The sequence below is a fragment of the Enterovirga sp. CN4-39 genome (assembly GCF_049446235.1).
Classification (GTDB): domain Bacteria; phylum Pseudomonadota; class Alphaproteobacteria; order Rhizobiales; family Beijerinckiaceae; genus Enterovirga.
Genome location: NZ_JBMSEF010000003.1, coordinates 216,645 through 239,454 on the forward strand (window position 1 = coordinate 216,645; position 22,810 = coordinate 239,454).

Sequence of the window (22,810 nt, forward strand, 5' to 3'; positions counted from 1 at the left end):
AGCATCGGCGCCGTTGATGAAGGCGCTGAGACTGGGAGCTGGGCGCTGTGATCGAGATCCAGGCTCATGCCGAGGCGCGCCTCTCGTTCTGAGCATCCACAGCGACCAATTCGCGAAGCTGGGCGCGAACGTACTCGGAGAGGGAGATCCCTCGACGCTCAGCAGCGACGGATGCGGCTCGGCGTAGAGTCGAATCCGCACGCACCATGATGGCGACAGGATATCGGCAACGCCCCGTGCGCAAAATCGCCTCCGAACTTCGAAGGATACGATCGTCTCACGTCAACGGATGAAGATGAATACTCGCGAGTGTATGGCTCCTTGCGTTACGACAATCCGGTTTCATTCGACGTTGTTTGCTGATGTCCGAGGGTCATGCGTTTGGCGCATAGCTCGCTGTGACTTTGGGCGCGGGTCGGGCCGCCTTGCTAAGCGCCTGACTGGTCCCGCGGGCGTGCTGGCCGAGAAGGACGCTGCCTGGACTAGCCGATAGCGCCGTCAGGCTCACCAACTCAGGGTTCTTGATCCTCAGCCTTTGCCGGCACCGGCCGGAGGTGTAGTAGCGAGTGCCCTTCCGCTCCGCGACGATGCCCTCGTCGAGGTTCATCCGGCATTCCGCGGAGTAGAGCTCGGCTCATTAGTTGTACTCAACGTCGCTTGCCGAGGACTGGTCCACATCCTTGGCCCGGCAGCTCGAAACAAAAAATCCGCCCTCCATCTCGACTCGCTCGTCAAACCGCAGGGCTTGAAGTGATCGCCCGCCTGCTCCTGGAAGGAGCTTCGGACGTACCCACTTTCCTGCGTTGCGCCAAAACGCTGGACCCTGCGAACATCCTCGTTCTGATGAATCGCCCAGCATGGCGGACAAACAAACTGGGATTTGCCTAAGTTTGTAGATGCGGGAAGAGGAATATACGATGGCTTTGACCTTCTTCAAGATTGATCCCGGCCTTAGTCTATCAACAATCGACCTTTCGGCTGCCGGTTACATGGTTGGCGACACCGTACATGTTATCCCGGCTGGATCTTGGTCGTACGTCTTGGACGCAGACGAGATCTCAAAAGCAACGCGCTATATCTACGATAATGTAATCCATTCGCAACACGACGTGATAACGCTGACGGCCTCAGGTGGAACAGAGGTACACATCCTAACGGATGACAGTTTCCATGAAGACAATTTCGACGCGGATGGGGATTATGGGGTGTACATCGGGCATCCTGACGTAAACGACTCTCCCGATCCGACGGGGAAGGTAACCTTTCCAGTCGATGGCCTCGTGCATCTCGTCTCGTCGAGCCCGGTAAGTCGCTTGGACGCAAGCGAGGCGGTCGTCGATCTCTCTATCGACGCCACAGGCGGCGGCATCAGCTCGGCAGCAGGCCAAAGCTCGAAGCTGATAATCGACGCGATCCCGCTCGAGATCCTGTCTGGTCAGGGCAACGACTCGATCTTTGCCTCACTAGGTTCCAGCCGCGTCGATGGAGGCGGGGGCGAAGATACCGTGTTCATTCAGAACAAGCTCTCCGATGTTTCGATCCTCGAGGTGAGCGATGGCTTCGCGAAACTATCCTCGATGGTAGGAGAAACAGAATTTAAGAACGCCGAGCATATCGCCTTCTTGGATGGAGTGATCCACATCGGCGGCAGCGGCTTAGATCTCGTGCGGTATGATCAGGCCGCCGCCGGGGTGGTTGCTAGCCTAGATCTTCCGAGCGCTAACGAAGGAAGAGCTTCAGGCGACATGTATTTCAGCATCGAGGGCTTGGTCGGGTCAGCCTTCGATGACAACCTGCAAGGCGACGCTGGGGACAACCATCTTCTAGGCGGCGGCGGCTCGGATCTCCTATTTGGTCATGGAGGCGACGACACTCTTCAGGGCGGGGACGGTAACGACCACCTTTGCGGCGGAATCGGCGCCGACGTTCTGGATGGCGGCGAGGGCAGCGATACCTACTACGCCGATGAAGCGGATGCACTCGCTGATACCGGCACCTCTGGCACGGACACAGTGATCGTGACGTACGCGGAGGGGACGGCCGCAAGCAACACGTACTATCTCCCCGAATCCATCGAGAATCTCGTCCTAGGCGGCAACGTCGCGATCGGAGCCGGAAACAGCAGCGCCAACTACATGCAAGGTAACGAGCTGGTGAACGCGTTGTACGGGGGGGACGGTGCGGACACGCTGGTTGGCCTCGGCGGGCAGGATTGGCTCCAAGGGGATGCAGGCGCGGATTTCATCTACGGCGGGACAGAGGACGATGTGATCGGGGGCGGTGCAGATGCCGACTGGCTCCTCGGCGAAGATGGCAATGACGCGATCTGGGGGGACGACGGCAACGACGTGATCTCAGGCGCCTCGGGAAGCGACTACATCATCGGCGGAACCGGCTACGATCTTCTCTACGGCGGGGAGGGAAACGACGTCTTCGTGGTTGCACGGGTCGACCAGGAGGACATCATCTTCGGCGAAGCCGGAGCGGACACGGTCTACTTCGCGGACCGCGCGAGTGCGGAGCTCAGCTCGATCGCTCAGACTGAGAACGGCTACACGACAATCAGCTTCACGGATGGCCATTTCTCGTCTGTGACCGGAATAGAGTGGATCCAGTTCACTGACGCTGGATGGGCGATCTCGAGCTGATCCAGGGTGCTCTGTCGGATAAGCGGCGGCGGCCGTCGAGCGTTCACGAAGTGAGTGCGGCGGCCAATCTGGCGCTAGGTCGGAGGCTTCTCGCCCGAAAATGACGACCAGCGCCATCCGGCAGGCCGCGGCGTAGAGCTCGGCGCCGCACCAGATACTCATAGTGGAGATGTGGGCGCGGAGCGCCCGATCGGGAGACGACGCGCGGGGCTGAGACACCCCGCCGGCCTGGGGGCACCGAGGGACCGGCGGGGCGAATGCGGCAGTGTGGACCACTGGATTGCCGCGCTCCGCTGTAGAGCCGGACCGATCGGGCCATCAGGCGACACAATGTCCGAGCCCGGGCGCTGTGACATCGACATCGGACATTCCGACGGGGTGCGGCAGCCTCATGTGTCCGCACTCGAACAAACTTGCCGCTGTTAACTAATATCAAAGCGCTGGCATGCCCGCCGCCGCAAGGAAGGGCAACCTTCCCGGTTAGAGGAAGAATGTACGGCACGAGTGGAGCTTAGCATGTCGGTCTCCGCCTCGATTCGAGGCAACGTGTTCGGCCCATGGGAGATTGCGCGATTGTCTCTGGCTTATGATGCTGCTTTGTCTGCAGTGACTGAGGACAGCAGCCGGTATGCAGGGTCATCTGCGCGCGAACTCCACCGTCAACTCGCTTCAGCGATCATTGCGAAAGCAAAGGAGGGTCATCTTGATCCCGGCTTGCTGAAGGACGCCGCACTCGCGTCGTTGGGGCCGCCTCTTCCCAATCGATGAGTGCTGGCGCTCAGGCCCCGGAGCTGCTCGCCTAAACGCCCCAGTGGCGGACCAGCGCCGATGGGCCCAAACGCCCCGCTTGCCGCCCCGGCCGCTTGCGGGGCGTCTTTCGTCAGAGTTCATCGCGGGAACACCTCATCCCGCGGGGCACTGACCATCCATCCCGAGGAGGCCTCCGGTCGAGGCCGAGTTCGGGAGAGGGCGCCCCGCCGCAGCAGACCTCCCTCCGGCGGGGCGCTTTCATTCGCAATCAGAAGTACTCGCCGCAAGGCGGATAGTGCCTCGCGGGCAATCACGGGAGCTCACCGAGAGGATGCAGGAACCCAAGGCCCCTTCGGGCGTCTGAGTCCCAGTATGAGCAATTGGCACCCTATCGAGACGCTCTCGCGCCACCCGTACTCCAAGTCGGTGTACGTCCGTAAGCCTGGCGGCGCCGTGAAGGCTATGAAGGCCGGACGCGAACGAGACGATGCTGCCTCGCGCGCTAGGCTGCTCGCCTACTACGCGAAGAAAGAGCTTGAATTCCGCCAATCTGCAGAGCGGATCCGCGCAGCGATGGGCTGCACGAGCGATGCGGGTAGGTTGAAGCTGAGTGCTTGCCGAGCCAAGCACCTTGACGCACGGGCCGATGAGCAGAAAGCGAAGGCCGATGGTCTGAGGACAGCAGCCCCAGAATATCTGTTCAAAGTCGGCCTCGATGAGCGGGAGGCCGGCGACCTGAGCAGATTCGCTCACTCGCGCGCCGATCGCGCCTGACCCCCTGGCGGGGGCTGCATGTGCGCGCGGAGTCGCGACCCAAAATGGGTACTCGACAGCAGTAAGGCCGGGCTTAGCATGACCCTTCAACTAAAGCAGCAGGAGGGTCCCATGAGGTGCTTCTTCAACCTCCTCGGCCCAGAGGGGGCGGAGCTTCTCGACGAGGTCGGCGTCGAAGTGTCATCGCTCGATGACGCTCGTACGGAAGCGCTGAAGGCGATGGCCGAGTTGCGAGCTGAAAGCCCCGGCACCTTGGCTGAGTGGAATGGCTGGGTTCTACGTATCGTTGACGACGGCAACTCTACTCTGGCTGACCTTCCGCTGAGCATGATCCTTCCGCTGCGGAGCGGGAAAGACGCGGTAAGTCGTCCCACATAGGACCACGGTGATCGCGGATTTCGGAATCCGGCGCAGCACGCTCTTGATGTGCTCTCTAACTCCCCCGTTGCTCCCAGTCGTACTCATAGACTTCAGCCTCGGCGCATCATAGGGCCAGTTCAGCGAAAGCTAACAACTTGAAGTATTCTACTTAGTTCCTGCGTCGTCCAGCCCCAAACAGAGTACCTGCCCTAGTACCGCGAGGTATTTCGTTCTGTGTACGCCAAAAGCTCACCCGGGAGGGCAATGCGGCCAGGAGGTTCTACATTCCCGGAGACGCAAAAGGCCCGCTCAGCTGCGGCCGAGCGGGCAGTCAGGCACTTCTGTCGAGTATCTCCCGGCGGGAGACGGCCCCTATCTTTGGGCCCTGCGCGGCCTTGCCAATACCCAGTTCGAGGTAGGTGACGCCTCGGCCCCGCCATGCACGATGCCAGCGGTCGTCCGCTTCATGGATCCTCGAAGCTGGGCGGCCGGGCCGGGTGGTGATCCCAAGCCGCCCGGCCCTCCAGAGACAAGAAGGCCCGGCTCGCGCGAGGCGGGCCGGGCTAAAGGTGGCGCTCCCCTGCAGCGGGAACGTGGACAGTATAGCACAACTCAGGGATGAGGCCCGCAGGAGCGGGCGGGGCTTCCGCACATCAGGGGACGGGGTCTTGGCGAGGGAGTGTGATGGAGCCCGCTCCGGAGCCCTGGAACGCAAAATCCTGGACTGCGCGAGGCGGACCGGGCCGGACGCGGCGATTCTGTGCAGCCCCGGAAGCCGGGAGCGATGCGTGCCCGTATCGTGGGCTGGACGAACTGGATGGCGGGCGGGTGGTGATTGCCCGCCGACTAGGATAACGCGATGCTGACGATCAGCTTATTCCTTACGAGGGTCGAACAGGCCACATGGGACAAACCTTTGACGATCTCCGGTTCGCTCGCGGCTATATCGTGTCGCCAAGAGGGACAAGGTCAGACGTGCCGCCGACCTGGCCCGAACATGAGTTCTACGAATTCAGCGTGAGGCACGATGTTCGCCTTCCTGTTACCCGTTCCGATAGCGATGGTGCCTCAATCATCTGTTTGGGCCTCTTGGTTGATACTGATAATCCGGATGCTACGGCGCACGACTTCCTCTCCGAGATGACAGATGTCCTGCGTTCATCGAGGGACGCCTTTTTTGCTGCCCAGGCTCGCTCATGTGGTCGTTATGTGATGCTGTGCCGCGACGGCGCCGGCACATTCCTCTTAACCGACGCAACCGGGATGAAGACGGCCTTCTACAGTCCCGAGCAGCGTGTTGTTGGCTCTCACCTGCGCTTGCTTGCCAGATCGGCCGGCATTCCGCGGGCGCCAGTTTTGGCCTTCCGAGGAGGGTTTCCCGGAATCCGCACCCCGTTGATGGGTGTTTTTGCGCTAACGCCGAATACGGCGCTGGCCTTGAAGGACTTCTCCGTTTTCAGGTTCTATCCGAAAGAGCCGGTAGCAACCAGAACGGTCGAAGAAGCCGCCGAGATCATCGGCTCAGCGATGAAGAATACAGTCAAGCACTTGGCCCGTTTTTTTCGGCCGGTCGTGTCCGTCACCGCCGGGATCGATTCTCGCGTCACCCTCGCTGCGACGCGGCAGCACGCCGCGGCCATCCCGTATTTCACCTACTACCGCAATGACGATGCAGACGATGACCGACACGATCGGGATTTTGGAGAGGCGATCGCGGATCGATTTTGCTTAGACTACCGCGTGCTCTTCGCTGACAGCGGCAAGGTTCCTGCCGCATATTCTGCGATTCTCGACGAAAGCACGTACAGACGGCATGTCCATGGGGCGTCGTACGAGTACTATCAAGTGTTCGGCAAGGAGTTCGACACCGTTCATATCCGCTCGAACCTCTCGGAGGTAGGGCGGCGCTTCTATCACAATCTGGGAATAGAAGTTCGTGAGGCGTCGGATCTTGGTCGGGTTTGGCTGGGCAAGACCGGAACGCATGAACAAGCCTATGTAACCACCATCCTTGGGTTATTTGAAGAGTTCGCCGCGACGACGGACCTAATGAATGCTCCAATCGATCCGCTTGTGCTCCTTTATTGGGAGCATAGGATGGCAACATGGCACGCTCAAGTCGTGACCGAATCGGATCCAGCGTTCGAGACCATATCTCTGTACAACTGTCGCGTTGTTCTTGAGGCATTGCTATCGGTCGGCGTGCCCGAACAGAAGTCGACGGCCATTCACAGGCAGATCATCACAAGCCTTTGGCCTGACCTGACAGAGTATCCCGTCAACGGTAGGCCGTTCAGGCCGGTTCGGACGCGTCCGGCCTTGACCAAATAGAAGAAGCGCCCGATATCGGCAAGGTCGAGCCCATTCGTCATCTCGTGCTTGTTGAGCGTAAGCGTTGCTTTACTGCCCGCGGGTCTCTTTGCTGTGTTCAAAGAAGCGCTGGGTACGAGCTCCTGCCGGTGGGTGAGTCCGGGACCGGGGCGAGTTGCGACAGCGGCGCGGACATCAGGCCCTCCGCAGCCGCACGCCGCGCTCGGTCGTGATCGCCTCGCCCTTCTCCGTCATCAGGTAGACGTTGAGGTCGCGGGCCTTGTCGTATTGAGGCAGCACGGGGCGACTACGGAAGCCATAATCGTAGCCACCTCGGTCGTATGCAGTGGCAACTGCCATAATGCGGCCTCCCTGATACCACGTGGATCCGACATTACAAGGCCAAGTGTATTTGATGCATACCTCGATGCGCATAGCGTGATTGAGGCGTGAATTCCGATACTGTTCGTAGATGTTCTTAGTTGTTCAAATGCTATGCGCCACGCGCAGATGGCTTCATCCGGATAGCAATCAAGGCTGAAATTGGAGACCGCTACTTCCTGTCGTGATCGCCTCCTGGATAGCGGAACGGTACCGGCCGCGGCTTCCCGGAGGCCCATGTCTTACGATTTTGCCTTACGAGTCGTGCGTTTCTGTCTGTCTTTGCTGTCCTTAGCCTTAGCCGCCGTGCCCTTCGCATTCTCGATCACAGATCGGAATAGGTCGGCTGGACCAGGCATTGGCCTGAAATCTTCCAGCTCATCCAGAGTGGCCATCCTGGCGCCTTCGGGCAGGGTCGGCGTGTTCGTGGTCTTCCCGCCTTCAATCTCCCCCAGGATCGGCGCGTTCATGGCCGCGTCGAAGATCGCAGCCTCATCGAACTCGGAAATCGAGGCGCCGAACGGCAAAGGCTTTTGCTGCATGATGTGAGGCAGGAGATCCGTAACGCTGCGGATCGCAGCCGCCTCGTCCTTCGGCAAGTCGTACCAAGAGAGGATCTGGGCCACGCGGAAGCCTACGGACAGGTTCACAGGGCCCCCGACCGTAGCGGCCATGAGGTCGATCGTGGTTGCTCTGATCCGTTCGGCAACCTCGCCGAGCATCTGGTCGACGAGGAACGACTGCTCGAGCCTGGTTTCGATCTCCTGCGCAAGAGATCGGCCGGAGGCGGCGGCAGCGGCCTCCAGGTCTTCGCGCATCTGCTTCGTTGTTCGTACGTGAAGCGGATGCCGCTTCCCCTCGCCCTCAGGCAGCTTTGGCCGGGCCATTCTCGCCTCTCCCGTCTCTGCAGTCGCGATCTGTGTATAGCTGCGCATGCGTGCGCGCAATAACCTTGACGGACTCCTGCGGCTGCCGTATCTCCGAGTTCATGGGCGCACAGGTGCGCGCAATTTGGAGACCCGGCATGCAGGTCCATCCCGCTATCCACGAGGTGATTGAGGCCGGCGGCGGAGTTGATGTCCGACCGCTGGCGAAGGCGGCCGGGGTTGCTCCCGCCACGCTGTATCGGGCGATCAACCGCGGAGAGGTTGAGGCGATCAAAATCGGGAAGCGAGTGACTGTACCGGCGCATGTCGCCCGAAAGCTGCTGAAGCTCCCAGAGGCCCCCGCCGTTGTGAAAGCGGCCTAAATGTCGGCAGCGCTCGCACCCGACATCACGAGCCGGAAGGCTGGTGCATCGACCGTACGCCAGTTCTGCTCGGACAACGGCATTGGCCGAACGAAATTCTATGATGAGGTCAATGCCGGACGCCTTCGGGCCGTGAAGTCCGGCGGAAGAACGCTCGTCCTCGACGAGGACGCCGAAGCGTGGCGACGGGCTTTGCCCGCCGTCTGTGTGCGTACCCCTGAAACGCAAACTGCCGAGCGCTCCTGAGGGAAGGCACTCGGCAGAAAGGTGCTTCTGTGAAGCGACTGGACATCCTTCACATAGCATCGGCTGACGAACACGCCAAGCCTTTGGACGCCGGCACCATCAAGAGGTGCTGGTTTGGATACCGAAGCTTTCCACCGCCTGGTTCTGCGGATCGCTCGCCGACTGAACGTGACCGTCGCGCATGCGAGGGCCGTCGCGGAGATCCATTACACGCCGAGGGCAGCTCGATGAGCGCTGCCTCACTCTCGATCAGGATGACCACGGGTCCTCATCGCGGAGAGCCGCCGTGGGCACCCTAACCCTCAGCGAGAAGGCTGATCTCACTCAAGCCCTGCTGCGCGACGCGCAGCTCAAGCCGAGTTCTCGCGCCGTCGGCATCGCTCTCCTCGGCTTCATGAACGGCCAATCCGGGGAGTGCTTCCCGAGCTACAGCACGCTGGCGGGCGCCGCATCGCTGAAGCGGCGGGCGACCATCAACGCGGTCCGAGATCTCGAGGGGCGCGGCTGGATCACGGTGCACCGGGTCACGGGCGGAGATCCGAGCCAGTTGAAAGGCTGGGTCACCAACCGCTTCCTGGTGCACGCTCCAGCGCACTCCGACGCAACTCCGGATACCTCGCCCCCGGTGCACGTCGATGCACCCGGCCCCGGTGCACAGCCATGCACCACCCCGGTGCACGATGGTGCACTACCCCCGGTGCACGGGGATGCACCTCCCCCGGTGCACGGCGGTGCACCCAAACTCATGAACAATAAACCCATGAACATGAACTCAGGAGATATATCTCTCGCAGCATCAAAAACTCGGGCAAAGAAGTCCGGCCCAAGCGAAGCCGAGATCGGCGTAGCCTTCGACGAGTGGTGGCCGCACTACCCGAAGAAGGTCGACCGGGATGGCGCTCGCCGAGCGCTTGGCCGCGTCCTGAAAGCCGGAAGAGCGTCGCTCCCAGATCTGATCGCCGGGGCGGATCAGTACGCCCAGCTCTGCGCTGCTCGAAAGACCGAACGTCGGTTCATCAAGAGCCCAGAGGTCTGGCTGAACAAGGGTTGCTGGGCTGACGAGCCCGACCCTCAACCCACCTCAAGCTCCCCGAACGGAAAGGAGGCTATCCATGCCTGGTCTCAACTCGATTTCGGCTCACCCACGCGTCGACGGGAAGGCGGTCTCATCATCGAAGCCGAGTATCAGCGTGTCGACTGAACTCGCCCTCCTTGATGGTGATAACGCGCTCCGTCTCACGCCAGCCGAGCTTCAGCGCGGGATCGCAAAGGTTCAGGCTGAACTCGGCCGGCCGGCTGGATCGCTTGTCGGCGAGGCCTTGAAGCAGATCATCGGCGCATATCCGGTACCGAAGGACTTCGCCAATCCGCAGGACTTCCTAGACCAGGCCATACTGGCGCTCGAGGACTTCCCGGCGTTGATCATCGAGGAGATGGCGGACCCGAAGGTTGGGATCGTTCGCGAGCAGCGGTATCTGCCGCGCATCGCCGAACTCGTGGCGTGGTGCGAGAAGCGGATACGTCGCTACGAGAGCGCTTGCTTCGACGCTCAGGAGGCGATCATGCACCAGGAGCGTGAAGCTACCATCCGCCAAATGCAGGAGGAGGCTGCCGCGGCCGCTCGTGAGAGCCAGGCCCGCGAAGAAGCGGCCAGGGAACTCGAACCCGAGGTGCTGAAGCGCTTGAAGGCACTCCCGACCTGGACGCGGGAACGACGGCCGCGTGTCGGGGAAGAGCGGGCCAAAGACGAGTGGCAGGCAGCCATGGCCCGTTCCCTTGCCCGCCGGCCCAAGCTCGTCGAACCGTATCTCGATATCCTCGCTGAGCAGCCTGCTCTGCTCCTTTGGGCGACCGAGCAGGAGAACACCTACCGCGGCTCAGGATGGCCTAAGCTCAGCCATCGGATGCTGCAGGTGTTCGAGGGTCAGACGACCGTGGGGACGAGTTGATGGGACGCGAGTCGCTCCAGCACCTGTCCTGCTTTCCGTCTGCTTTTGCAGGCGGTACTATGATACCGTGATTTTGTGGTAGGACACCTGCGTCATGACGATGAAGGCCACCCACCGCGGCCGGTTTAAGCCGGGCCAGAGCGGCAATCCGGCCGGCAAGGCACCTGGGACGAAGAACCTTGCGACGCGAGCCCTTGAGGAACTGCTTGCCGGCGATGCGGAGAGCATCGTGCGGAAGGCTTCCGAGATGGCCCTCGCCGGGGATCCGACCGGCTTGCGGCTCTGCCTCGAGCGCCTGATCCCCGTCCGGAAGGATCGCCCCATAAAGTTCGCGCTGCCGGCGATCGAGAAGACGGAAGATCTGACGAAGGCGACCGGCGCCCTTCTCGCGGCCGTTGCTGCCGGCGACCTCACCCCGTCCGAAGCAGCAGAGCTCGGGAAGCTGGTCGACGCCCATGTACGGGCCGTCGAAGCCGTAGACCTGCACCAGCGCCTGGCGCGCCTCGAGGAGGGCCGTCCATGATCCCCGCTCAGATCCAGCGCCGGCTAGCCGTGCTCGAACAACGTCATCGCGCCGCAAACGTGAAGCGCCGGTCAAAAGCCGAGCGGGACCGCGTCGTCGCGGAGGCTCTGGCGGATCCCGACATGGTGCGCGAGGTCTCAGCCCGTCTGCTCGGCTGCGATCCGAAGGACCCGCAACACATCCGAGAGAGCGCTATCCTCTCTGCCGCGCTCCGGGCGGACACTTAGGGAGGGCTGGCCGATGAGTACGACCCTGCAGCGCCGCCTTAAAAAGCTTGAGGCAGCGAATCCAGCCGACATGATCGTGGATGGGATGTCCGACGAGGAGCTCTTTGACGTGCTCCGGGGAAACTCGCCGGGCACGGAAACGGAGGAGTTCATCCGCTGCTATCAGGCCGGCGAGAGCCTTCCGGCGCTCCGCGGCCGCCGCGATCAATGGGGCGTCCTGTCCAGCCTGTCGGATGCGCAGCTTACCCGGATCGCAAGAGGTAGACGTTAATGAGCCGCGACATCGAACGCCGCGTAATCCGCCTCGAGCGGGATCGGCACACCGCGCCGCCGGACATGATCATGTCGGACAGCCCGGAGATCCCCGAGGATGCGCTTGAGAACTGGCGCTATTACGTCGCGACTGGGCAGGCGAACGTGTCCGGCCGGGTTCTCTGCTTTCACGGTCCCGAGTTGACCGAGAAGGAGTGGGCCGCGGAGTGCGTCCGGGGCGGATACGGACCCGCCCCGCAGTGAGCTAGCGGGCGGTTGCCTCCACAAGCAAGAGCACGGCGGCGACTTCGTGGAGCTGCTGAGCCAGCTCACCCACCACCCTTCCTCGGGAAGTACGGGCGCGGGCCCCAGATCATGCCTGGAGCTGAGGAAGGGAGCCGACCAATCGCAGCAGGTCCCGGAGGTTCGCTGAACCTGTCCGCTCGAGCACAGCCTTGAAGTGACTTCTCATCGTGGCGACAGCAACGCCACGGGAACGGGCCGCCTCTTCGAAGGTCTTCCCGGCAGCGAGCAATCGGCAGAGCTCAGCCTGCGCTGGGCTGAGACCGAATGCTTGTCTAAGCACAGCATCAGACTCCATCTGGCGTGTTGATGGTAGCGACAGCACCACGTGTCCGCTTTGTCCCGATAACCTTGCCGAAGCCGGACTGACACTTACGGGTACCCTACGGTTTTCTCGATCGATCAACCCGAGCGCTGAAGGTTCACCCACGCTCGCCAGTTGTATGGCGTGGTGAAGCTGTACCGTCTGCTCAGCGCGAACGGCGATCACCCTGCCGTTCCTGACGGTCAGAGGCCCGTCCCGGCGAGATGCCTCTCTCGCGGGTTTGTTCACAAAGGCCGTTTGCCCGTCGCCAGATGAGATCACCAGCGGGAACGCTAGAGCGTCGAGGGCATCCTCTCGGAGAGTTGCAACCTCTCGCAGTGCAGCGAAGCGCAACCGAAGACGAAGTGCGGAGCGCAGATGGACAATTAGCTCCTGCATCCGCGCTTTGTCCTCCTCGTCCAGCAGAGGGCCTGCGATCCTGTTCGCAGCGACAGTTGCCAGGGTGCCGTCACCTAGAGGGATTGTCGCTCCCATAGGCCTGAACATGCCGTAGTGGCGCGCGAAGTCTTTGTAGAACTCGGTTTCGACGAGCTTACGTTCGTCGAAAAGCTCGGATCCGAGCGAGACTATCCCAAAGCGTTCGGGATCCCGGTTCGTCCAGGGGTCGAAAGCGTGATAGCGCGCCAGGTAAGCCGGCTCCGAGGCTCGGATATCCGGAGTATTGGCCATCTCGACGATGCTGCCACCCTGAATGAGCCAGAATCCTGCGCTATCGATGTTCAGAGCTCGCCGGACGAGCGACGACATCAACTCGAGTCCGTCCGGCTCGACGGCAGCCTCGTAGAGGTCCGCAATCAGATCTGGTGGCGTTTGCATTTGGTACGGGCTCGGCCAGCGCGATCGCGCCGTTGTCGCCGATCTGAAGCACCCGCCGCCGGCCTTCCGTCCAGGTAATGGTTTTCAAACGGTTAACGGGCATAGTCGGTTCGGCACTGTGGCGCGGTGGCGGCGTCTGGGCGGCTCTGGCTCTCTTGGCCCTTCTGCATGTCGCGATCGCGGCAGACCGGCCGGGCTCGAGCGCCTAGCTCGGGAACCGGCCCGTAGGTCGACCATTGCCGAACACCGGTTGCAGAAACCTGCGAGGCGATGATGGCTGGATACGCTCTGGAAGGCCCAAAATGGGGAACCCCCACTTACGGCACGACGGGTGGCCTGATCACATGGACCTTGGATAGCTCCGTTCCGGCCTATATGGCGCCTTACGTCGATGCGGCCTTCGATGATTGGGCGACCTACGGCAACATAGCATTCGAGTACACGTCTTCGCCTACCGCTAGCATCTTTGTGCGCCTGGGTACCATCGACGGGCTCGGCGGTATCCTCGGAACTGCCGGTTACAGCTACTCTGGTGGCTCGATCCTGTCCGCCACCGTGACGTTCGATGTGGCCGAGAGCTGGCAGCCGGTGGGCGGTGGCGTTGCGAGTAGCCAGGGAGCGGACTTCTTCATCGTTGCCGCGCATGAGATCGGGCACGCTATCGGCCTAGATCATTACGACGGCGAGCCTGCTGTCATGAACACGGTCCTCACACAATCTATCACGGGCCTCACCGTCTCAGACATCAGCGGGGTCCAAGCACTTTACGGGGCCACGCAGCCGGGCGTCACACTCGTTGGCAGCGAAAGCGGAGATAATCTAGCCGGCGGGGGCGGAAATGACGCCAGCTACGGCGGAAGCGGAGACGACCAGATCTACGGGCAAGGCGGGTCCGACTGGTTGGTCGGCGACGCTGGGGCGGACTACATCTTTGGCGGAAGCGGCGATGACGTGATCAGCGGTGGTGATGGGAAAGACTGGCTCGTCGGTGATCAGGGAGCGGATGCCATCTGGGGTGGCGCAGGCGACGACGTCATCTCTGGCGGCGACGGCCGCGATTACCTGTTCGGCGAAGGCGGCTACGACCTCTTGTATGGAGGCTTGGACGATGACGTCTTCCATGTCAGTCGCGGTGACGCCGGGGACTGGGCGATGGGCGAACAGGGTATCGATACCGTCTACTTCAACCGACCGAGCAGTGAGTTCGCCGCGATCGACGAGTGGCAGTCGGGGTACCGATTTGTTCGATTTTCGGACGGAGACTACACGGTGATCCGAGACATCGAATGGATTGCGTTCCAGGATGCAAGCTGGATCATCGCTTGATGGCGCTTGGGGCAGTCGGCCTGCACGACCGGCGTAGATCAACCCAGGGGACGCCTCAGCGGGCGGCTGCCTTCACAAGCCAGAGCACGGCGGCGAGTCCCCCCACTCCGTTCTGGAGTGAAGGCAACATGCGCGAGGGGTAAGCCAGTCGCTGTGCTCCGCCGCACACCTTAACGAGCACTTAACTCAGAGCCGGATCCGCGCGGGCCTCTACAGCGGGCGTGCGGACAAGCATGGTGTCTCGCCGCAAAAGCGCTGCCGCTCAGCCGTTACCTGAGCATGGCCTGGCAAGCTGGGCTGATCTTCGGGCGGTTGGCCCGCAGGCATGCCGCGATCTTCTGCTCGTCAGGAATCACCTCGCCACAAAAGCGCGTCGCATCTCCTGAGCACGCTGCCTCCTGTGCCGCCCTGTCTGCCTGTGGAGCCGCGGGAGCCTGAGCCAGAGCAGACTGGCTGGCGAAAGTCACGGCAGTCATCAGCAGCGCCCCGCCGAATGACAACAGCGTGTTGTGATACCGCATCCCTGACCTCCAGCCATGGCAGGCGCGGATCTACGTTCAGGGACCCGCTTGGTTCCTCAACCGCAGGGACAGCGAGGCACCAGCGACACCGAAGGCACAATTGGAAGACGCGCCCGCCACGGTCTGGTCGCTTACGTGCCGGATAGGTCCAGCTTCGATTCCGGAGCGATGTGAATGATGAGATCAGTCCTTGCTGCCACGGCGGTGCTGGCGGCAACCCTCTCTGCTAGTGCCGTCGAAACCTACGGACCCGAACTGGAGGGCTTCGAGTACCCGCACGAGGTGAAGCGGTTCGGTTTCAGCTCGCAGCGGCAGGACGTCTCAATGGCGTACATGGACGTGCGGCCCGAGCGACCGAACGGCAAAGTGGCCGTGCTGCTTCACGGCAAAAACTTCTGCGGCGCAACCTGGGAAGGAACGATCGCCGAGCTGACCAAGGCCGGATACCGGGTGATCGCGCCGGACCAGATCGGGTTCTGCAAGTCGACGAAACCCGCAGCCTACCAGTTCTCGTTCCAGCAGCTTGCCTCGAACACCGCAGGCCTGTTGTCGTCCCTCGGCGTCGAGAAGGCTGTCGTGATCGGCCATTCCATGGGCGGCATGCTTGCGGCTCGCTTCGCCCTGATGATGCCGGAGCGCGTGGAGAAGCTCGTCATGGTCGATCCTCTCGGATTGGAGGATTGGCAGGCTGCGGGCGTGCCGTGGCTCCCGATCGAGAAGGCCTACGAGGGGGAGCGCAAGACAACCTTCGATAGCATCAAGGCGTATCAGCTGAAGTTCTACTACAACGGACAGTGGAAGCCTGAGTACGACCGCTGGGTTCAGATGCAAGCGGGGCTCTATGCCGGACCCGGCGCCGAACGGGTTGCCTGGAACAGCGCCCAGACCTCGGACATGATCCTCACCCAGCCGGTCGTGCACGAGTTCCCGGATCTTCGGGTGCCCACGGTCCTGATCGTCGGAGGGAAGGACCGAACGGCTCCAGGTGCGAACCGTGCGCCAGCAGAGGTCGCGGCGCGGCTTGGCCGCTACGACCTCCTAGGACGAGCAACCGTCGCTCGGATCCCGAACTCGGTGCTGGTCGAGTTCCCTGAACTCGGCCACTCGCCCCAGGTGGAAGCGCCGGACCGCTTTCACGCGGCTCTCCTGGCTGAGCTGAACAAGCCGTAGGAGGCTTGCCAGAGCCCGTCACTCGCTGTTGGCAAGAGGCGAGGGGAGTTCATGATCGGGGCCGCTGCCGACCGACCTCCATTCAAGTTCTGAGTGGATCTCGGCCTCGATCGTGGTCCGATCTGAGAACCGATGCGCGTTCTCGCGGAGGAGCCGTTGGGCGGCTTCAACGGCCTCGTCCCGCGTCGCGCATTTGACCTCCACCGTGTCGATCGAGCGATGCTCTCGCGCGTCTACACGCTCCCAGACCTGTAGAACGGCATACCAGGCACCTCGGCCTGTGCGATGCCGAGCTTTGATCTCTCGTGCCTTGTCCGCCAGCGTGGCGATGGTCTGCCAGAGTTCGCGCCCATCGCTGAAGTCGGCCCCAATGCGACGGGTCTCGAAAGCAAACCCTTTCAGGGCAACCTCGGACAGATCCTCGATCAGGCACTCGATGCCCGCGACCTTACCCCAAAGCTCGTCGACGGCGTTTCTCGCCTCTGAGGTGAGCGGTGGTCGCTTTGGCGCCTTGCCCTTCACTGTCGAGAGCTGAGGGACGTCTTTGCCCGGCCAGAGATCGGCAGCGATGCGATCGAGGATCTCAGCCGTGACCTCCCAACGGTGTGTCTCCAGCCACTTCTTCTGTTCGATGCCGGGCCGGATATCGACCACCTTCGCGCGAGCGGCACGTGCCACGCGATCCCCAAGCTCCATCACCTCCATCGCGCGCCGGCCTAGGCTGTGATCGATGCGGCCCTCTTCATCAAACTCGAGATACGAGCCACGCGCGTCGAGGATCCGAACCGGCTTGCCGTCCTCATTCTCCACGTAGACGTCGACGACCTTCTGTCGGGTGTTGGCGTATTCGGGGATGGCATCATTGCCGAAGACGAGCCCATCGAGCACGCGCCGTGGGATGCGCTTGAGCTCACCAGTCTCGTCAAGAAGATAGGCACGAAATCGAAGTGGCATGTGTCCCTCCCGCTCTGAATCTAGGCGGGAAGGTTCGAGGCACGGAAGCAGCGTCCGAGCAATCACATCGCCGGATTCATGAAAAGATGGAATCGATCTCTGGCGACCGATGCATTCCGCTTATCTGACGGGTTCATGCCGGGTGTTTTTCCTCACCACCCCCGTGAAACTTGTCCTCAGCCGCAAGCTCAACGAGCGCCTTTCAGTCTTACGCCTGCCCCGCCCCCGTTTTCTGGGATGAAGTCGACGCCGGCACCCGACAAGGCTCTCCGCATAACCTCGAGAGTGGCACGCTGAGGCGCCGATTTCTCATTCTCAAAGTTCCGCACCGTCACGATGCTCACAGCCGCCTCGCGAGCGAGATCATCCTGCGTCCACTTCAGCAGGCCGCGGGCCGCCCGGCATTGAGCTGGTGTCATAGCGGGATCATGGCTCATTCTGTTGGTTTTCGCAATCTCTCGCGAAAATCGACTTGACCGCCGATTTCTGTCGCTCTAAGCATATTCTGTCGATTTTCGAAAGGAATAATGGTGTCCTTCCCCGTCATCACTCCTCGTCCCCCACCGCGCGGGACTACCGCCACCCGTTGTCTCAACGCCTGATCGGAGCCGCCGCAATGATCGTTGAAACCACAGCCAATCAGCTCTTTCGGGTCCGCTCTGCCGGAGCCGGCCTCGACCACGTCTGGGTCGGAACCCAGGTGAAGCGCTCCGCGCGGGGATTTGTCCCGAAGGCGAAAGCGCGCGACATCCTCGTCCGCAAAGTGGGATGCCGGATCGTTGATCCAGAGGCGCCGAGCATCACCGACTACCTGATGTCGCCGGAGGGTCGGGCGGCTACTCGCCTCAACGTTGAGATCCTAGCCGGCCTCCTGGCCTTGAACCACGCCCAGCGCGCGTTCCTGCTGCAGTCAATCAAGGACAACACCTGGCAGAAGCCCGAGGTGCAGGCCGCCATTCGAGCTCTGGGCGACGCACCCGCCGCCCAGTAACCCCCCCGCGCCGCACAGCCGGCGCTCTCTCCTCCACCCCACCAGCAACCAGCAACGGAGACCGTTATGTCTGCGAACCCTGTCGCTCGCTCTCAATCCCGGAGAGCTATCCTGGCCGGCCTGGCCGCCTCTCCCGCGTTCAGCGCTCTTGCTGTTGCGGCGCAGCCTTCGCCAGATGCCGAACTCATCGCCCTCGGCCGAGAGTTCGACGCCATCTCCATCGAGATGGACCGCCTGCAGCCGGAGTTCGATGAGATCTCGGAGCGATACATTGCGGCCGAGCGCGCCTGGGCGGCGCAGAACCCGGCCTACTACCCTCCCGGGCTGTCGGATACCGAGATGGCGGACGCCCGCCAAAAGCGGCACGTCTTCGTAGCCACGGCCATGCGGAGCATCGCCGAGCAGACTGGGTACGATCCTCACCCGATGCACGATCTCCACTCGCGTCGGGACGCGCTGGCGGATTGGATCGCCAAGATGCCTGCTGCGACGATCGAGGGCCTCGCCGTCCATGCTCGGCACGCGGCCGAGTATACGTTGTGTTCGGACGACTTCGAGGAAGACATCGGCGACCTCGACTGGGACAAGGTCGCCGTGCGGTCTCTCATTGTGAGCCTGTGTGGCGTTGCCGGGGTGGATCTCCGCGGCCGTCCTGTTTCGAAGCAGGAGGCCTGAGCGATGGCCCAGAACGCTTCCCGTCGTTCGCTTCTTGCGAGACTTGCTACGCTTCCCGTCACTGCGGCCGAGGTTATCCCTGCCGCCGCCACGCCCGCTGAAGCGGATGGGCTCCTTCTTGCAGCGATCGATCGCTTCCGGAATGCGGTGGCAGCGCACAATGTCGCCCTCGCCGCCGACGATGACGCGATGGAGCGTTATGACGCGCCTGAGTTCCCCGAGACGCTGTACGTCAGGAACACGGATTGCGGGCTTGTCGTGCCTGTCGGTTACTCAGGCCGCGGAGACGAACGGCGCTACTTCAAAGAGGTCACAATCGAGTACCTGCGGAAGGTGCCCTGCGAGCGCGTGGTCACCCATGCCCGGCCGGCCACCATGGAAGACGGCTTCACTGAGAAGGAGGTCACCTCCGGCATCGACATCGTCGTGCGACATACTCGTGAGCCATGGCCCGAGGCCCAGGCCCGCGCTGACGAGATCGTGGCGGCGTGGGATGCCTGGCAGGCCGAGGTGGAGCGCCGGTGCGACGCTTCCGGACGAACGGCCGCCAAAGCCGCCCTAGATGCCACACAGCCCGCGTATGTGGCAGCGAGAGACGCTCTACTCGAAACCGACGCCCGCACGATCGAAGGGGTGATCGCCAAGGCTGCTGCGATTATGGAGTGCTGCTATCCGGGTGCGGATGGCGAACTCGATTTCGCGAGCGACGTCGAGGAAGCTTTTGCCGGCCCCGCTCTCGCCCTGACACTTACCCGTAACCTTCACAAGTTGACGAGGGTAGCATGACGGCCATTGCGCGCGCGGTCCAACGCTACCACGCTGCCGAAGCGGATGACGCGGAGGTTCGGAGGGAGCAGGAAGTCTCCCGCCGGGCCGCCCGCTTTGCTCAGAAGCGCGCCGCCGCGGCGCGCTCTGCCAAGCTCGAGGCACTTGTCACCGTCGCCATGACAACAGCTGAGAGCCTGGACGACATCATCACGAAGGCCAGGCTCGTGCAGGAAGCGCTCGGAGACGAGCGGGCGTTAGCCGCCCGCATCGTGGGGGCAGGGGGCATACCGGCCGCAGATAGGCTCGCCCTCGGCGTGACGCTCGACCTAATCCAACTCGCGGACCGCGTTGCGGCAGCTAAGGACATCTGAGCGGTACGGCCTCCCCGTGCGACATCACGAGCGCGCCAGGCTATCAGGGTTGAGCAGGTTTGGGCGCGGTGTACCGGTCCCATAAACTTGGGCTAGATCTCGACGTCGATCACTGGGGAGCGGTGGATTGAAGGGCCAATCATCCGACGGCAGTGGATCTCTCTCCAGGCCTTCCTCGAGTTGCTCAATCACATGCGGCTCGACAAGGAGGCGAGCCTCTCATCCTCCTGCGCGTCCGATCAATCGAGTTCTGCATCCCTGCCGCTAGTCTCCAACCTCTGAAGGCAATCAAAGTCCGTGCCGAGGTTCCGCCTCACCAGGTGCGCTCCGAGGCCGCGAGGCAGATGGTCCCCCTGGTCCGCCTGACGGGAGGGAAGTGGAAGGGCTACGATACCTATGCCATCCGCCGACAGGTCGCCGACAGCGGGGCGGTGCCACAAACATCCCGCCACACGGCTCTGGGCAGCCCGTTTCTCGCCCGTTCTGTACAGTGGTCAGAATGCCATTGAGCGCACGTTCTGCAGGCTCAAAGACACTCTCGCCGCGATTGCTCCGCAACGAACTACCTCGCTGCTGCATAGCCGACTCCCGTCAGCTGCGGGCCAAGAGCCTGAGCTCAATGAGAGTAGCAGAATCGCAAGATAATCTCTGATCAAGATGTCCGCTGCTGAGTAGACCCCAAGGTCTGGCTCCTTGCGCGCAGCGCTCGATTCGCATCGGCCACGTTGATGCGGAACGATGGACCGTTTTCGAGGTCGTAGAAGCAGATTAGCCTTGCCGGACCAAATGGCTCTCGCACGACCAGAGAGTAGTTCGGGCTAATGCCCATCCACGACTTCACCTTCACTTCGTCGACGGGGTCGTGCACGTGCTCTTTATGCCTTCCCGCTGGCCACTTGTAGGGGACTGAAATAACCAGCCGCCTCGAGATGGCCTTAAGCTTGTTACAAAACTCAGTGGCATCGGTGACATGCTCCAGAACCTGTAGGCACAGCCCGATATCAAACTTCTCGGGGGTTTCCCACTTGTAGAAGTCGGCTCCTATTCGCTCAACCCCTTCTAGGCCCGTTCTGAAACCGCGGTTGAGCTGGACCTTCCGCCCGATCCACTCGAACCATTTAATGTAGTCTGTTTCAGCAGAGCCAACATCAATGATACTGGTTGCGTCCTGGCCGACAACGGCTACGATCTTGTAAACAGCTTGATAGTAGAGGCTCTCTCGCCTCGAGCTCCAATAGCCAGCCACGCGCCCGTCTTCTCCGACAACTGACGGCAGCTTAACACCTAGCTAGCCGAGCGCCAGTCCGATGCGGCGGCAATATGTCCGCCGCTTGACCGAGTCTCCGGTTTGCTGTGGAAAGGTTCGAAGCTGCTACAAGCGCTCGACGTGGCGTCTCCTGCGTCGGGCCATTCCGGCGAGAGAGAGTCAGGCAGATGCGTAAGCCAGCAGTCCTCGGAGCCCTGGCGGCGATTTGCCTCTGTTCGCTGCCGGCGAATGCTGTAGAGCGCCAAATCGTTGGCGTTAACACTTCGCTGGATTGGATCCCTAAAAGCGAGCAATCCACGATCATTGAGAATGTCGCTGCAGCTGGAGCAAAGGCTGTGCGAGTCTCGATCCGAACGGACCAACTTGACCGCCTCTCGCTCGTATCCTCTGCGCAGAGGTCAGGTCTTCAGGTTCTGCTTCGACTAACTGTCAATGAACGCCGCTTCTTCGAACAACGTCGGGTTGGCGAACAGTACGCTCTGTCTGAAATTTCCCCGGAACTCTTCCGAATCGGAATGGCAGAACTCTGGCGTGCGTTCGTCGACCGAAACGTTCGTCCTGATGCCATTCAGGTCGGGAATGAACTGAACTGGGCGACATTTAACGGTGACCTCGAAACGGACGGGTCAGCCGGCCGGGTCTTCTTAGAGGATGGTCCTGAGTTGGATCGGTTCCGCCGCGGTCTCGATAGGTATATACAACTGGTTTCGGTGATCAAGGAACTGCGCGACTCGCATCAACTCACGCGGGGCATGCCTATCATCGCAGCTGGTTTAGCGCGCATCAAACCCAGGTTCGCCTCTCAGAGGCCAAAGAACGCGGTATCGGCCGCCCTGACGGCGAACCTTTTGACAGCCGCAGGAATCGACCGGTTTGTTGATCGTCGCGCCATCCACTTCTACACTTCGATCAAAGAACCGGAGTCCGAGCGTGCGGCAGAACTGAATCGTTTGCCGGATGAGTGCCGCGGGTCAGGATCTAACAGGCCCTGTTGGGTCACTGAATGGGGTGTTAGAAACCATGATCAGAGTTGTCCGCCACGGGATAGTGATCGGGTACCAATTGTGAAAGGAATCCGACGGAGCTTGGCCGCACCTCAGAGCGGCATAGAAGCTCTTTTCTACTTCACATGGGATTCCCGCGGCAGGACTGCGAACGCTGTCTGGCGCTGCTCGCATCTAACAGAAGCCGGCGTCGCGGCGCTAGCGCCCTGAATGAGGCGAGCTGTTCGTTAGTCGGGGGGCAGCTGGGCCGAGGTGAACCCACCCCGCGCCTTGCACGGCTGCCCTAAAGTCGCCTCTCAAATTGGCCTCACTTGATCTACCCGCTTCCCCCAAACGAGTAGATCATGCTCGAAGAGGATCATCGGACGCCTCTTTCCGGTTCCAAAATCGAGCCAAGCCGGCCGGCGCCGACCGGTTGCAATGGTGTCGCCCTTACTGGGCGGCTGCCACACCGCAGTGATGCCTGCCATCGTCGCCGGCCACCGGAAGGCCCCCCTTAACGACGTCCCGTCCGGGCTTGTCCTACCGCACACCCGCTCTCTGCTCCAACTTCTGTAAGCATCTAAAAAGTCGGACGGGCAAGTCCGCTTCCTCAGGGAGCGACGTCCTCTTCGGTCGGGGCATTCCGCGATAAAGATCAGTGCGGCTCA

24 protein-coding genes and 1 pseudogene are annotated in these 22,810 nt (G+C 61.9%); 19 read left to right on the plus strand and 6 right to left on the minus strand.

Annotated elements, in window-relative coordinates; all coding sequences use genetic code 11:
* Positions 1-917: 917 nt before the first annotated feature.
* The 4 genes from ACO2SS_RS07650 to ACO2SS_RS07665 all read left to right on the plus strand — a co-directional run bounded on the left by ACO2SS_RS07650 (position 918) and on the right by ACO2SS_RS07665 (position 6,863).
* Complete coding sequence (locus tag ACO2SS_RS07650; RefSeq protein ID WP_423277014.1) at positions 918-2,648, plus strand: calcium-binding protein; 1,731 nt, start codon at positions 918-920, stop codon at positions 2,646-2,648.
* A 1,122-nt stretch (positions 2,649-3,770) separates the two neighbouring features.
* Positions 3,771-4,172, plus strand: coding sequence for a hypothetical protein (locus ACO2SS_RS07655; protein ID WP_423277015.1), 402 nt, complete (start codon positions 3,771-3,773; stop codon positions 4,170-4,172).
* 111 nt (positions 4,173-4,283) lie between these two features.
* Entirely contained in the window at positions 4,284-4,550 is a 267-nt protein-coding gene (locus tag ACO2SS_RS07660; RefSeq protein WP_423277016.1) for a DUF6894 family protein, read from the plus strand.
* Between the two features lie 885 nt (positions 4,551-5,435).
* Positions 5,436-6,863: a hypothetical protein gene (locus tag ACO2SS_RS07665; RefSeq protein ID WP_423277017.1), complete on the plus strand. Its 1,428-nt coding sequence runs from the start codon at positions 5,436-5,438 to the stop codon at positions 6,861-6,863.
* Between the two features lie 174 nt (positions 6,864-7,037).
* On the opposite strand, the gene ACO2SS_RS07670 is transcribed toward ACO2SS_RS07665, so the two are convergent.
* A complete protein-coding gene (locus tag ACO2SS_RS07670; RefSeq protein WP_423277018.1) occupies positions 7,038-7,202 on the minus strand; it encodes a hypothetical protein in 165 nt (54 codons plus the stop codon).
* Between the two features lie 263 nt (positions 7,203-7,465).
* Positions 7,466-8,110 carry an Arc family DNA-binding protein gene (locus ACO2SS_RS07675; RefSeq protein ID WP_423277019.1) on the minus strand — a complete coding sequence of 215 codons (645 nt, stop codon included), beginning with the start codon at positions 8,108-8,110 and terminating at the stop codon, positions 7,466-7,468.
* 137 nt (positions 8,111-8,247) lie between these two features.
* On the opposite strand from ACO2SS_RS07675, the gene ACO2SS_RS07680 reads away from it, so the two are divergent.
* The 8 genes from ACO2SS_RS07680 to ACO2SS_RS07715 all read left to right on the plus strand — a co-directional run bounded on the left by ACO2SS_RS07680 (position 8,248) and on the right by ACO2SS_RS07715 (position 11,933).
* A complete protein-coding gene (locus ACO2SS_RS07680) occupies positions 8,248-8,472 on the plus strand; it encodes a hypothetical protein (RefSeq protein ID WP_423277020.1) in 225 nt (74 codons plus the stop codon).
* The gene (locus ACO2SS_RS07685) at positions 8,473-8,718 is read left to right on the plus strand and encodes a hypothetical protein (RefSeq protein WP_423277021.1); all 246 of its coding nucleotides are present in this window, start codon (positions 8,473-8,475) and stop codon (positions 8,716-8,718) included.
* 286 nt (positions 8,719-9,004) lie between these two features.
* Positions 9,005-9,919, plus strand: coding sequence for a helix-turn-helix domain-containing protein (locus ACO2SS_RS07690; protein WP_423277022.1), 915 nt, complete (start codon positions 9,005-9,007; stop codon positions 9,917-9,919).
* Positions 9,909-10,667: a hypothetical protein gene (locus ACO2SS_RS07695; RefSeq protein ID WP_423277023.1), complete on the plus strand. Its 759-nt coding sequence runs from the start codon at positions 9,909-9,911 to the stop codon at positions 10,665-10,667. Before ACO2SS_RS07690 ends, ACO2SS_RS07695 begins: the two co-directional genes overlap by 11 nt.
* Positions 10,668-10,761: 94 nt before the next feature.
* Positions 10,762-11,190: a DUF5681 domain-containing protein gene (locus tag ACO2SS_RS07700; protein ID WP_423277024.1), complete on the plus strand. Its 429-nt coding sequence runs from the start codon at positions 10,762-10,764 to the stop codon at positions 11,188-11,190.
* Positions 11,187-11,417: a hypothetical protein gene (locus ACO2SS_RS07705; protein WP_423277025.1), complete on the plus strand. Its 231-nt coding sequence runs from the start codon at positions 11,187-11,189 to the stop codon at positions 11,415-11,417. Before ACO2SS_RS07700 ends, ACO2SS_RS07705 begins: the two co-directional genes overlap by 4 nt.
* A gap of 13 nt (positions 11,418-11,430) precedes the next feature.
* On the plus strand, positions 11,431-11,688 hold the full coding sequence (locus ACO2SS_RS07710) for a hypothetical protein (RefSeq protein ID WP_423277026.1): 258 nt from the start codon (positions 11,431-11,433) through the stop codon (positions 11,686-11,688).
* Positions 11,688-11,933 (plus strand): hypothetical protein, encoded by a 246-nt coding sequence (locus tag ACO2SS_RS07715; RefSeq protein ID WP_423277027.1) that lies wholly within the window; start codon positions 11,688-11,690, stop codon positions 11,931-11,933. The genes ACO2SS_RS07710 and ACO2SS_RS07715 overlap by 1 nt, the downstream gene beginning before the upstream one ends.
* 109 nt (positions 11,934-12,042) lie before the next feature.
* Here ACO2SS_RS07715 and ACO2SS_RS07720 read toward each other — a convergent pair whose 3' ends face one another.
* Positions 12,043-13,113 (minus strand): helix-turn-helix transcriptional regulator, encoded by a 1,071-nt coding sequence (locus ACO2SS_RS07720; protein WP_423277028.1) that lies wholly within the window; start codon positions 13,111-13,113, stop codon positions 12,043-12,045.
* Positions 13,114-13,383: 270 nt separating this feature from the next.
* Here ACO2SS_RS07720 and ACO2SS_RS07725 point away from each other — a divergent pair, with 270 nt between their 5' ends.
* On the plus strand, positions 13,384-14,439 hold the full coding sequence (locus ACO2SS_RS07725) for a matrixin family metalloprotease (protein WP_423277029.1): 1,056 nt from the start codon (positions 13,384-13,386) through the stop codon (positions 14,437-14,439).
* A 695-nt stretch (positions 14,440-15,134) separates the two neighbouring features.
* Positions 15,135-16,130: an alpha/beta fold hydrolase gene (locus ACO2SS_RS07730; RefSeq protein ID WP_423277030.1), complete on the plus strand. Its 996-nt coding sequence runs from the start codon at positions 15,135-15,137 to the stop codon at positions 16,128-16,130.
* Positions 16,131-16,148: 18 nt separating this feature from the next.
* Here the strand turns inward: ACO2SS_RS07730 and ACO2SS_RS07735 are convergent, their stop codons facing one another.
* Together ACO2SS_RS07735 and ACO2SS_RS07740 are read right to left on the minus strand one after the other, a co-directional pair.
* Positions 16,149-17,084: a hypothetical protein gene (locus ACO2SS_RS07735; RefSeq protein WP_423277031.1), complete on the minus strand. Its 936-nt coding sequence runs from the start codon at positions 17,082-17,084 to the stop codon at positions 16,149-16,151.
* A gap of 188 nt (positions 17,085-17,272) precedes the next feature.
* The gene (locus ACO2SS_RS07740) at positions 17,273-17,521 is read right to left on the minus strand and encodes a helix-turn-helix domain-containing protein (RefSeq protein ID WP_423277032.1); all 249 of its coding nucleotides are present in this window, start codon (positions 17,519-17,521) and stop codon (positions 17,273-17,275) included.
* Positions 17,522-17,556: 35 nt separating this feature from the next.
* Between ACO2SS_RS07740 and ACO2SS_RS07745 the strand changes: the two genes are divergently transcribed.
* The 5 genes and pseudogenes from ACO2SS_RS07745 to ACO2SS_RS07765 all read left to right on the plus strand — a co-directional run.
* Positions 17,557-18,075 carry a hypothetical protein gene (locus tag ACO2SS_RS07745; RefSeq protein WP_423277033.1) on the plus strand — a complete coding sequence of 173 codons (519 nt, stop codon included), beginning with the start codon at positions 17,557-17,559 and terminating at the stop codon, positions 18,073-18,075.
* 66 nt (positions 18,076-18,141) lie between these two features.
* Entirely contained in the window at positions 18,142-18,750 is a 609-nt protein-coding gene (locus tag ACO2SS_RS07750; RefSeq protein WP_423277034.1) for a hypothetical protein, read from the plus strand.
* Between the two features lie 3 nt (positions 18,751-18,753).
* Positions 18,754-19,536: a hypothetical protein gene (locus tag ACO2SS_RS07755; RefSeq protein ID WP_423277035.1), complete on the plus strand. Its 783-nt coding sequence runs from the start codon at positions 18,754-18,756 to the stop codon at positions 19,534-19,536.
* Complete coding sequence (locus ACO2SS_RS07760) at positions 19,533-19,889, plus strand: hypothetical protein (protein ID WP_423277036.1); 357 nt, start codon at positions 19,533-19,535, stop codon at positions 19,887-19,889. Before ACO2SS_RS07755 ends, ACO2SS_RS07760 begins: the two co-directional genes overlap by 4 nt.
* Before the next feature lie 380 nt (positions 19,890-20,269).
* Positions 20,270-20,470: pseudogene (locus ACO2SS_RS07765) on the plus strand (IS5/IS1182 family transposase); the annotation flags it as partial.
* Between the two features lie 71 nt (positions 20,471-20,541).
* On the opposite strand, the gene ACO2SS_RS07770 reads toward ACO2SS_RS07765, so the two are convergent.
* Positions 20,542-21,135, minus strand: a complete 594-nt coding sequence (locus ACO2SS_RS07770; protein ID WP_423277037.1) for a hypothetical protein — start codon at positions 21,133-21,135, stop codon at positions 20,542-20,544.
* Between the last annotated feature and the right edge of the window lie 1,675 nt (positions 21,136-22,810).

Bases quoted from the DNA above. Each gene is read 5' to 3' on its own strand.
- ACO2SS_RS07725 (WP_423277029.1), top strand. From the start codon at position 13,384: ATGATGGCTGGATACGCTCTGGAAGGCCCAAAATGGGGAACCCCCACT.
- ACO2SS_RS07665 (WP_423277017.1), top strand. From the start codon at position 5,436: ATGGGACAAACCTTTGACGATCTCCGGTTCGCTCGCGGCTATATCGTG.
- ACO2SS_RS07685 (WP_423277021.1), top strand. From the start codon at position 8,473: ATGTCGGCAGCGCTCGCACCCGACATCACGAGCCGGAAGGCTGGTGCA.
- ACO2SS_RS07655 (WP_423277015.1), top strand. From the start codon at position 3,771: ATGAGCAATTGGCACCCTATCGAGACGCTCTCGCGCCACCCGTACTCC.
- ACO2SS_RS07710 (WP_423277026.1), top strand. From the start codon at position 11,431: ATGAGTACGACCCTGCAGCGCCGCCTTAAAAAGCTTGAGGCAGCGAAT.
- ACO2SS_RS07730 (WP_423277030.1), top strand. From the start codon at position 15,135: ATGATGAGATCAGTCCTTGCTGCCACGGCGGTGCTGGCGGCAACCCTC.
- ACO2SS_RS07670 (WP_423277018.1), bottom strand. From the start codon at position 7,202: ATGGCAGTTGCCACTGCATACGACCGAGGTGGCTACGATTATGGCTTC.
- ACO2SS_RS07755 (WP_423277035.1), top strand. From the start codon at position 18,754: ATGGCCCAGAACGCTTCCCGTCGTTCGCTTCTTGCGAGACTTGCTACG.
- ACO2SS_RS07650 (WP_423277014.1), top strand. From the start codon at position 918: ATGGCTTTGACCTTCTTCAAGATTGATCCCGGCCTTAGTCTATCAACA.
- ACO2SS_RS07735 (WP_423277031.1), bottom strand. From the start codon at position 17,084: ATGCCACTTCGATTTCGTGCCTATCTTCTTGACGAGACTGGTGAGCTC.
- ACO2SS_RS07660 (WP_423277016.1), top strand. From the start codon at position 4,284: ATGAGGTGCTTCTTCAACCTCCTCGGCCCAGAGGGGGCGGAGCTTCTC.
- ACO2SS_RS07740 (WP_423277032.1), bottom strand. From the start codon at position 17,521: ATGAGCCATGATCCCGCTATGACACCAGCTCAATGCCGGGCGGCCCGC.
- ACO2SS_RS07720 (WP_423277028.1), bottom strand. From the start codon at position 13,113: ATGCAAACGCCACCAGATCTGATTGCGGACCTCTACGAGGCTGCCGTC.
- ACO2SS_RS07760 (WP_423277036.1), top strand. From the start codon at position 19,533: ATGACGGCCATTGCGCGCGCGGTCCAACGCTACCACGCTGCCGAAGCG.
- ACO2SS_RS07675 (WP_423277019.1), bottom strand. From the start codon at position 8,110: ATGGCCCGGCCAAAGCTGCCTGAGGGCGAGGGGAAGCGGCATCCGCTT.
- ACO2SS_RS07705 (WP_423277025.1), top strand. From the start codon at position 11,187: ATGATCCCCGCTCAGATCCAGCGCCGGCTAGCCGTGCTCGAACAACGT.
- ACO2SS_RS07680 (WP_423277020.1), top strand. From the start codon at position 8,248: ATGCAGGTCCATCCCGCTATCCACGAGGTGATTGAGGCCGGCGGCGGA.
- ACO2SS_RS07700 (WP_423277024.1), top strand. From the start codon at position 10,762: ATGACGATGAAGGCCACCCACCGCGGCCGGTTTAAGCCGGGCCAGAGC.
- ACO2SS_RS07750 (WP_423277034.1), top strand. From the start codon at position 18,142: ATGTCTGCGAACCCTGTCGCTCGCTCTCAATCCCGGAGAGCTATCCTG.
- ACO2SS_RS07715 (WP_423277027.1), top strand. From the start codon at position 11,688: ATGAGCCGCGACATCGAACGCCGCGTAATCCGCCTCGAGCGGGATCGG.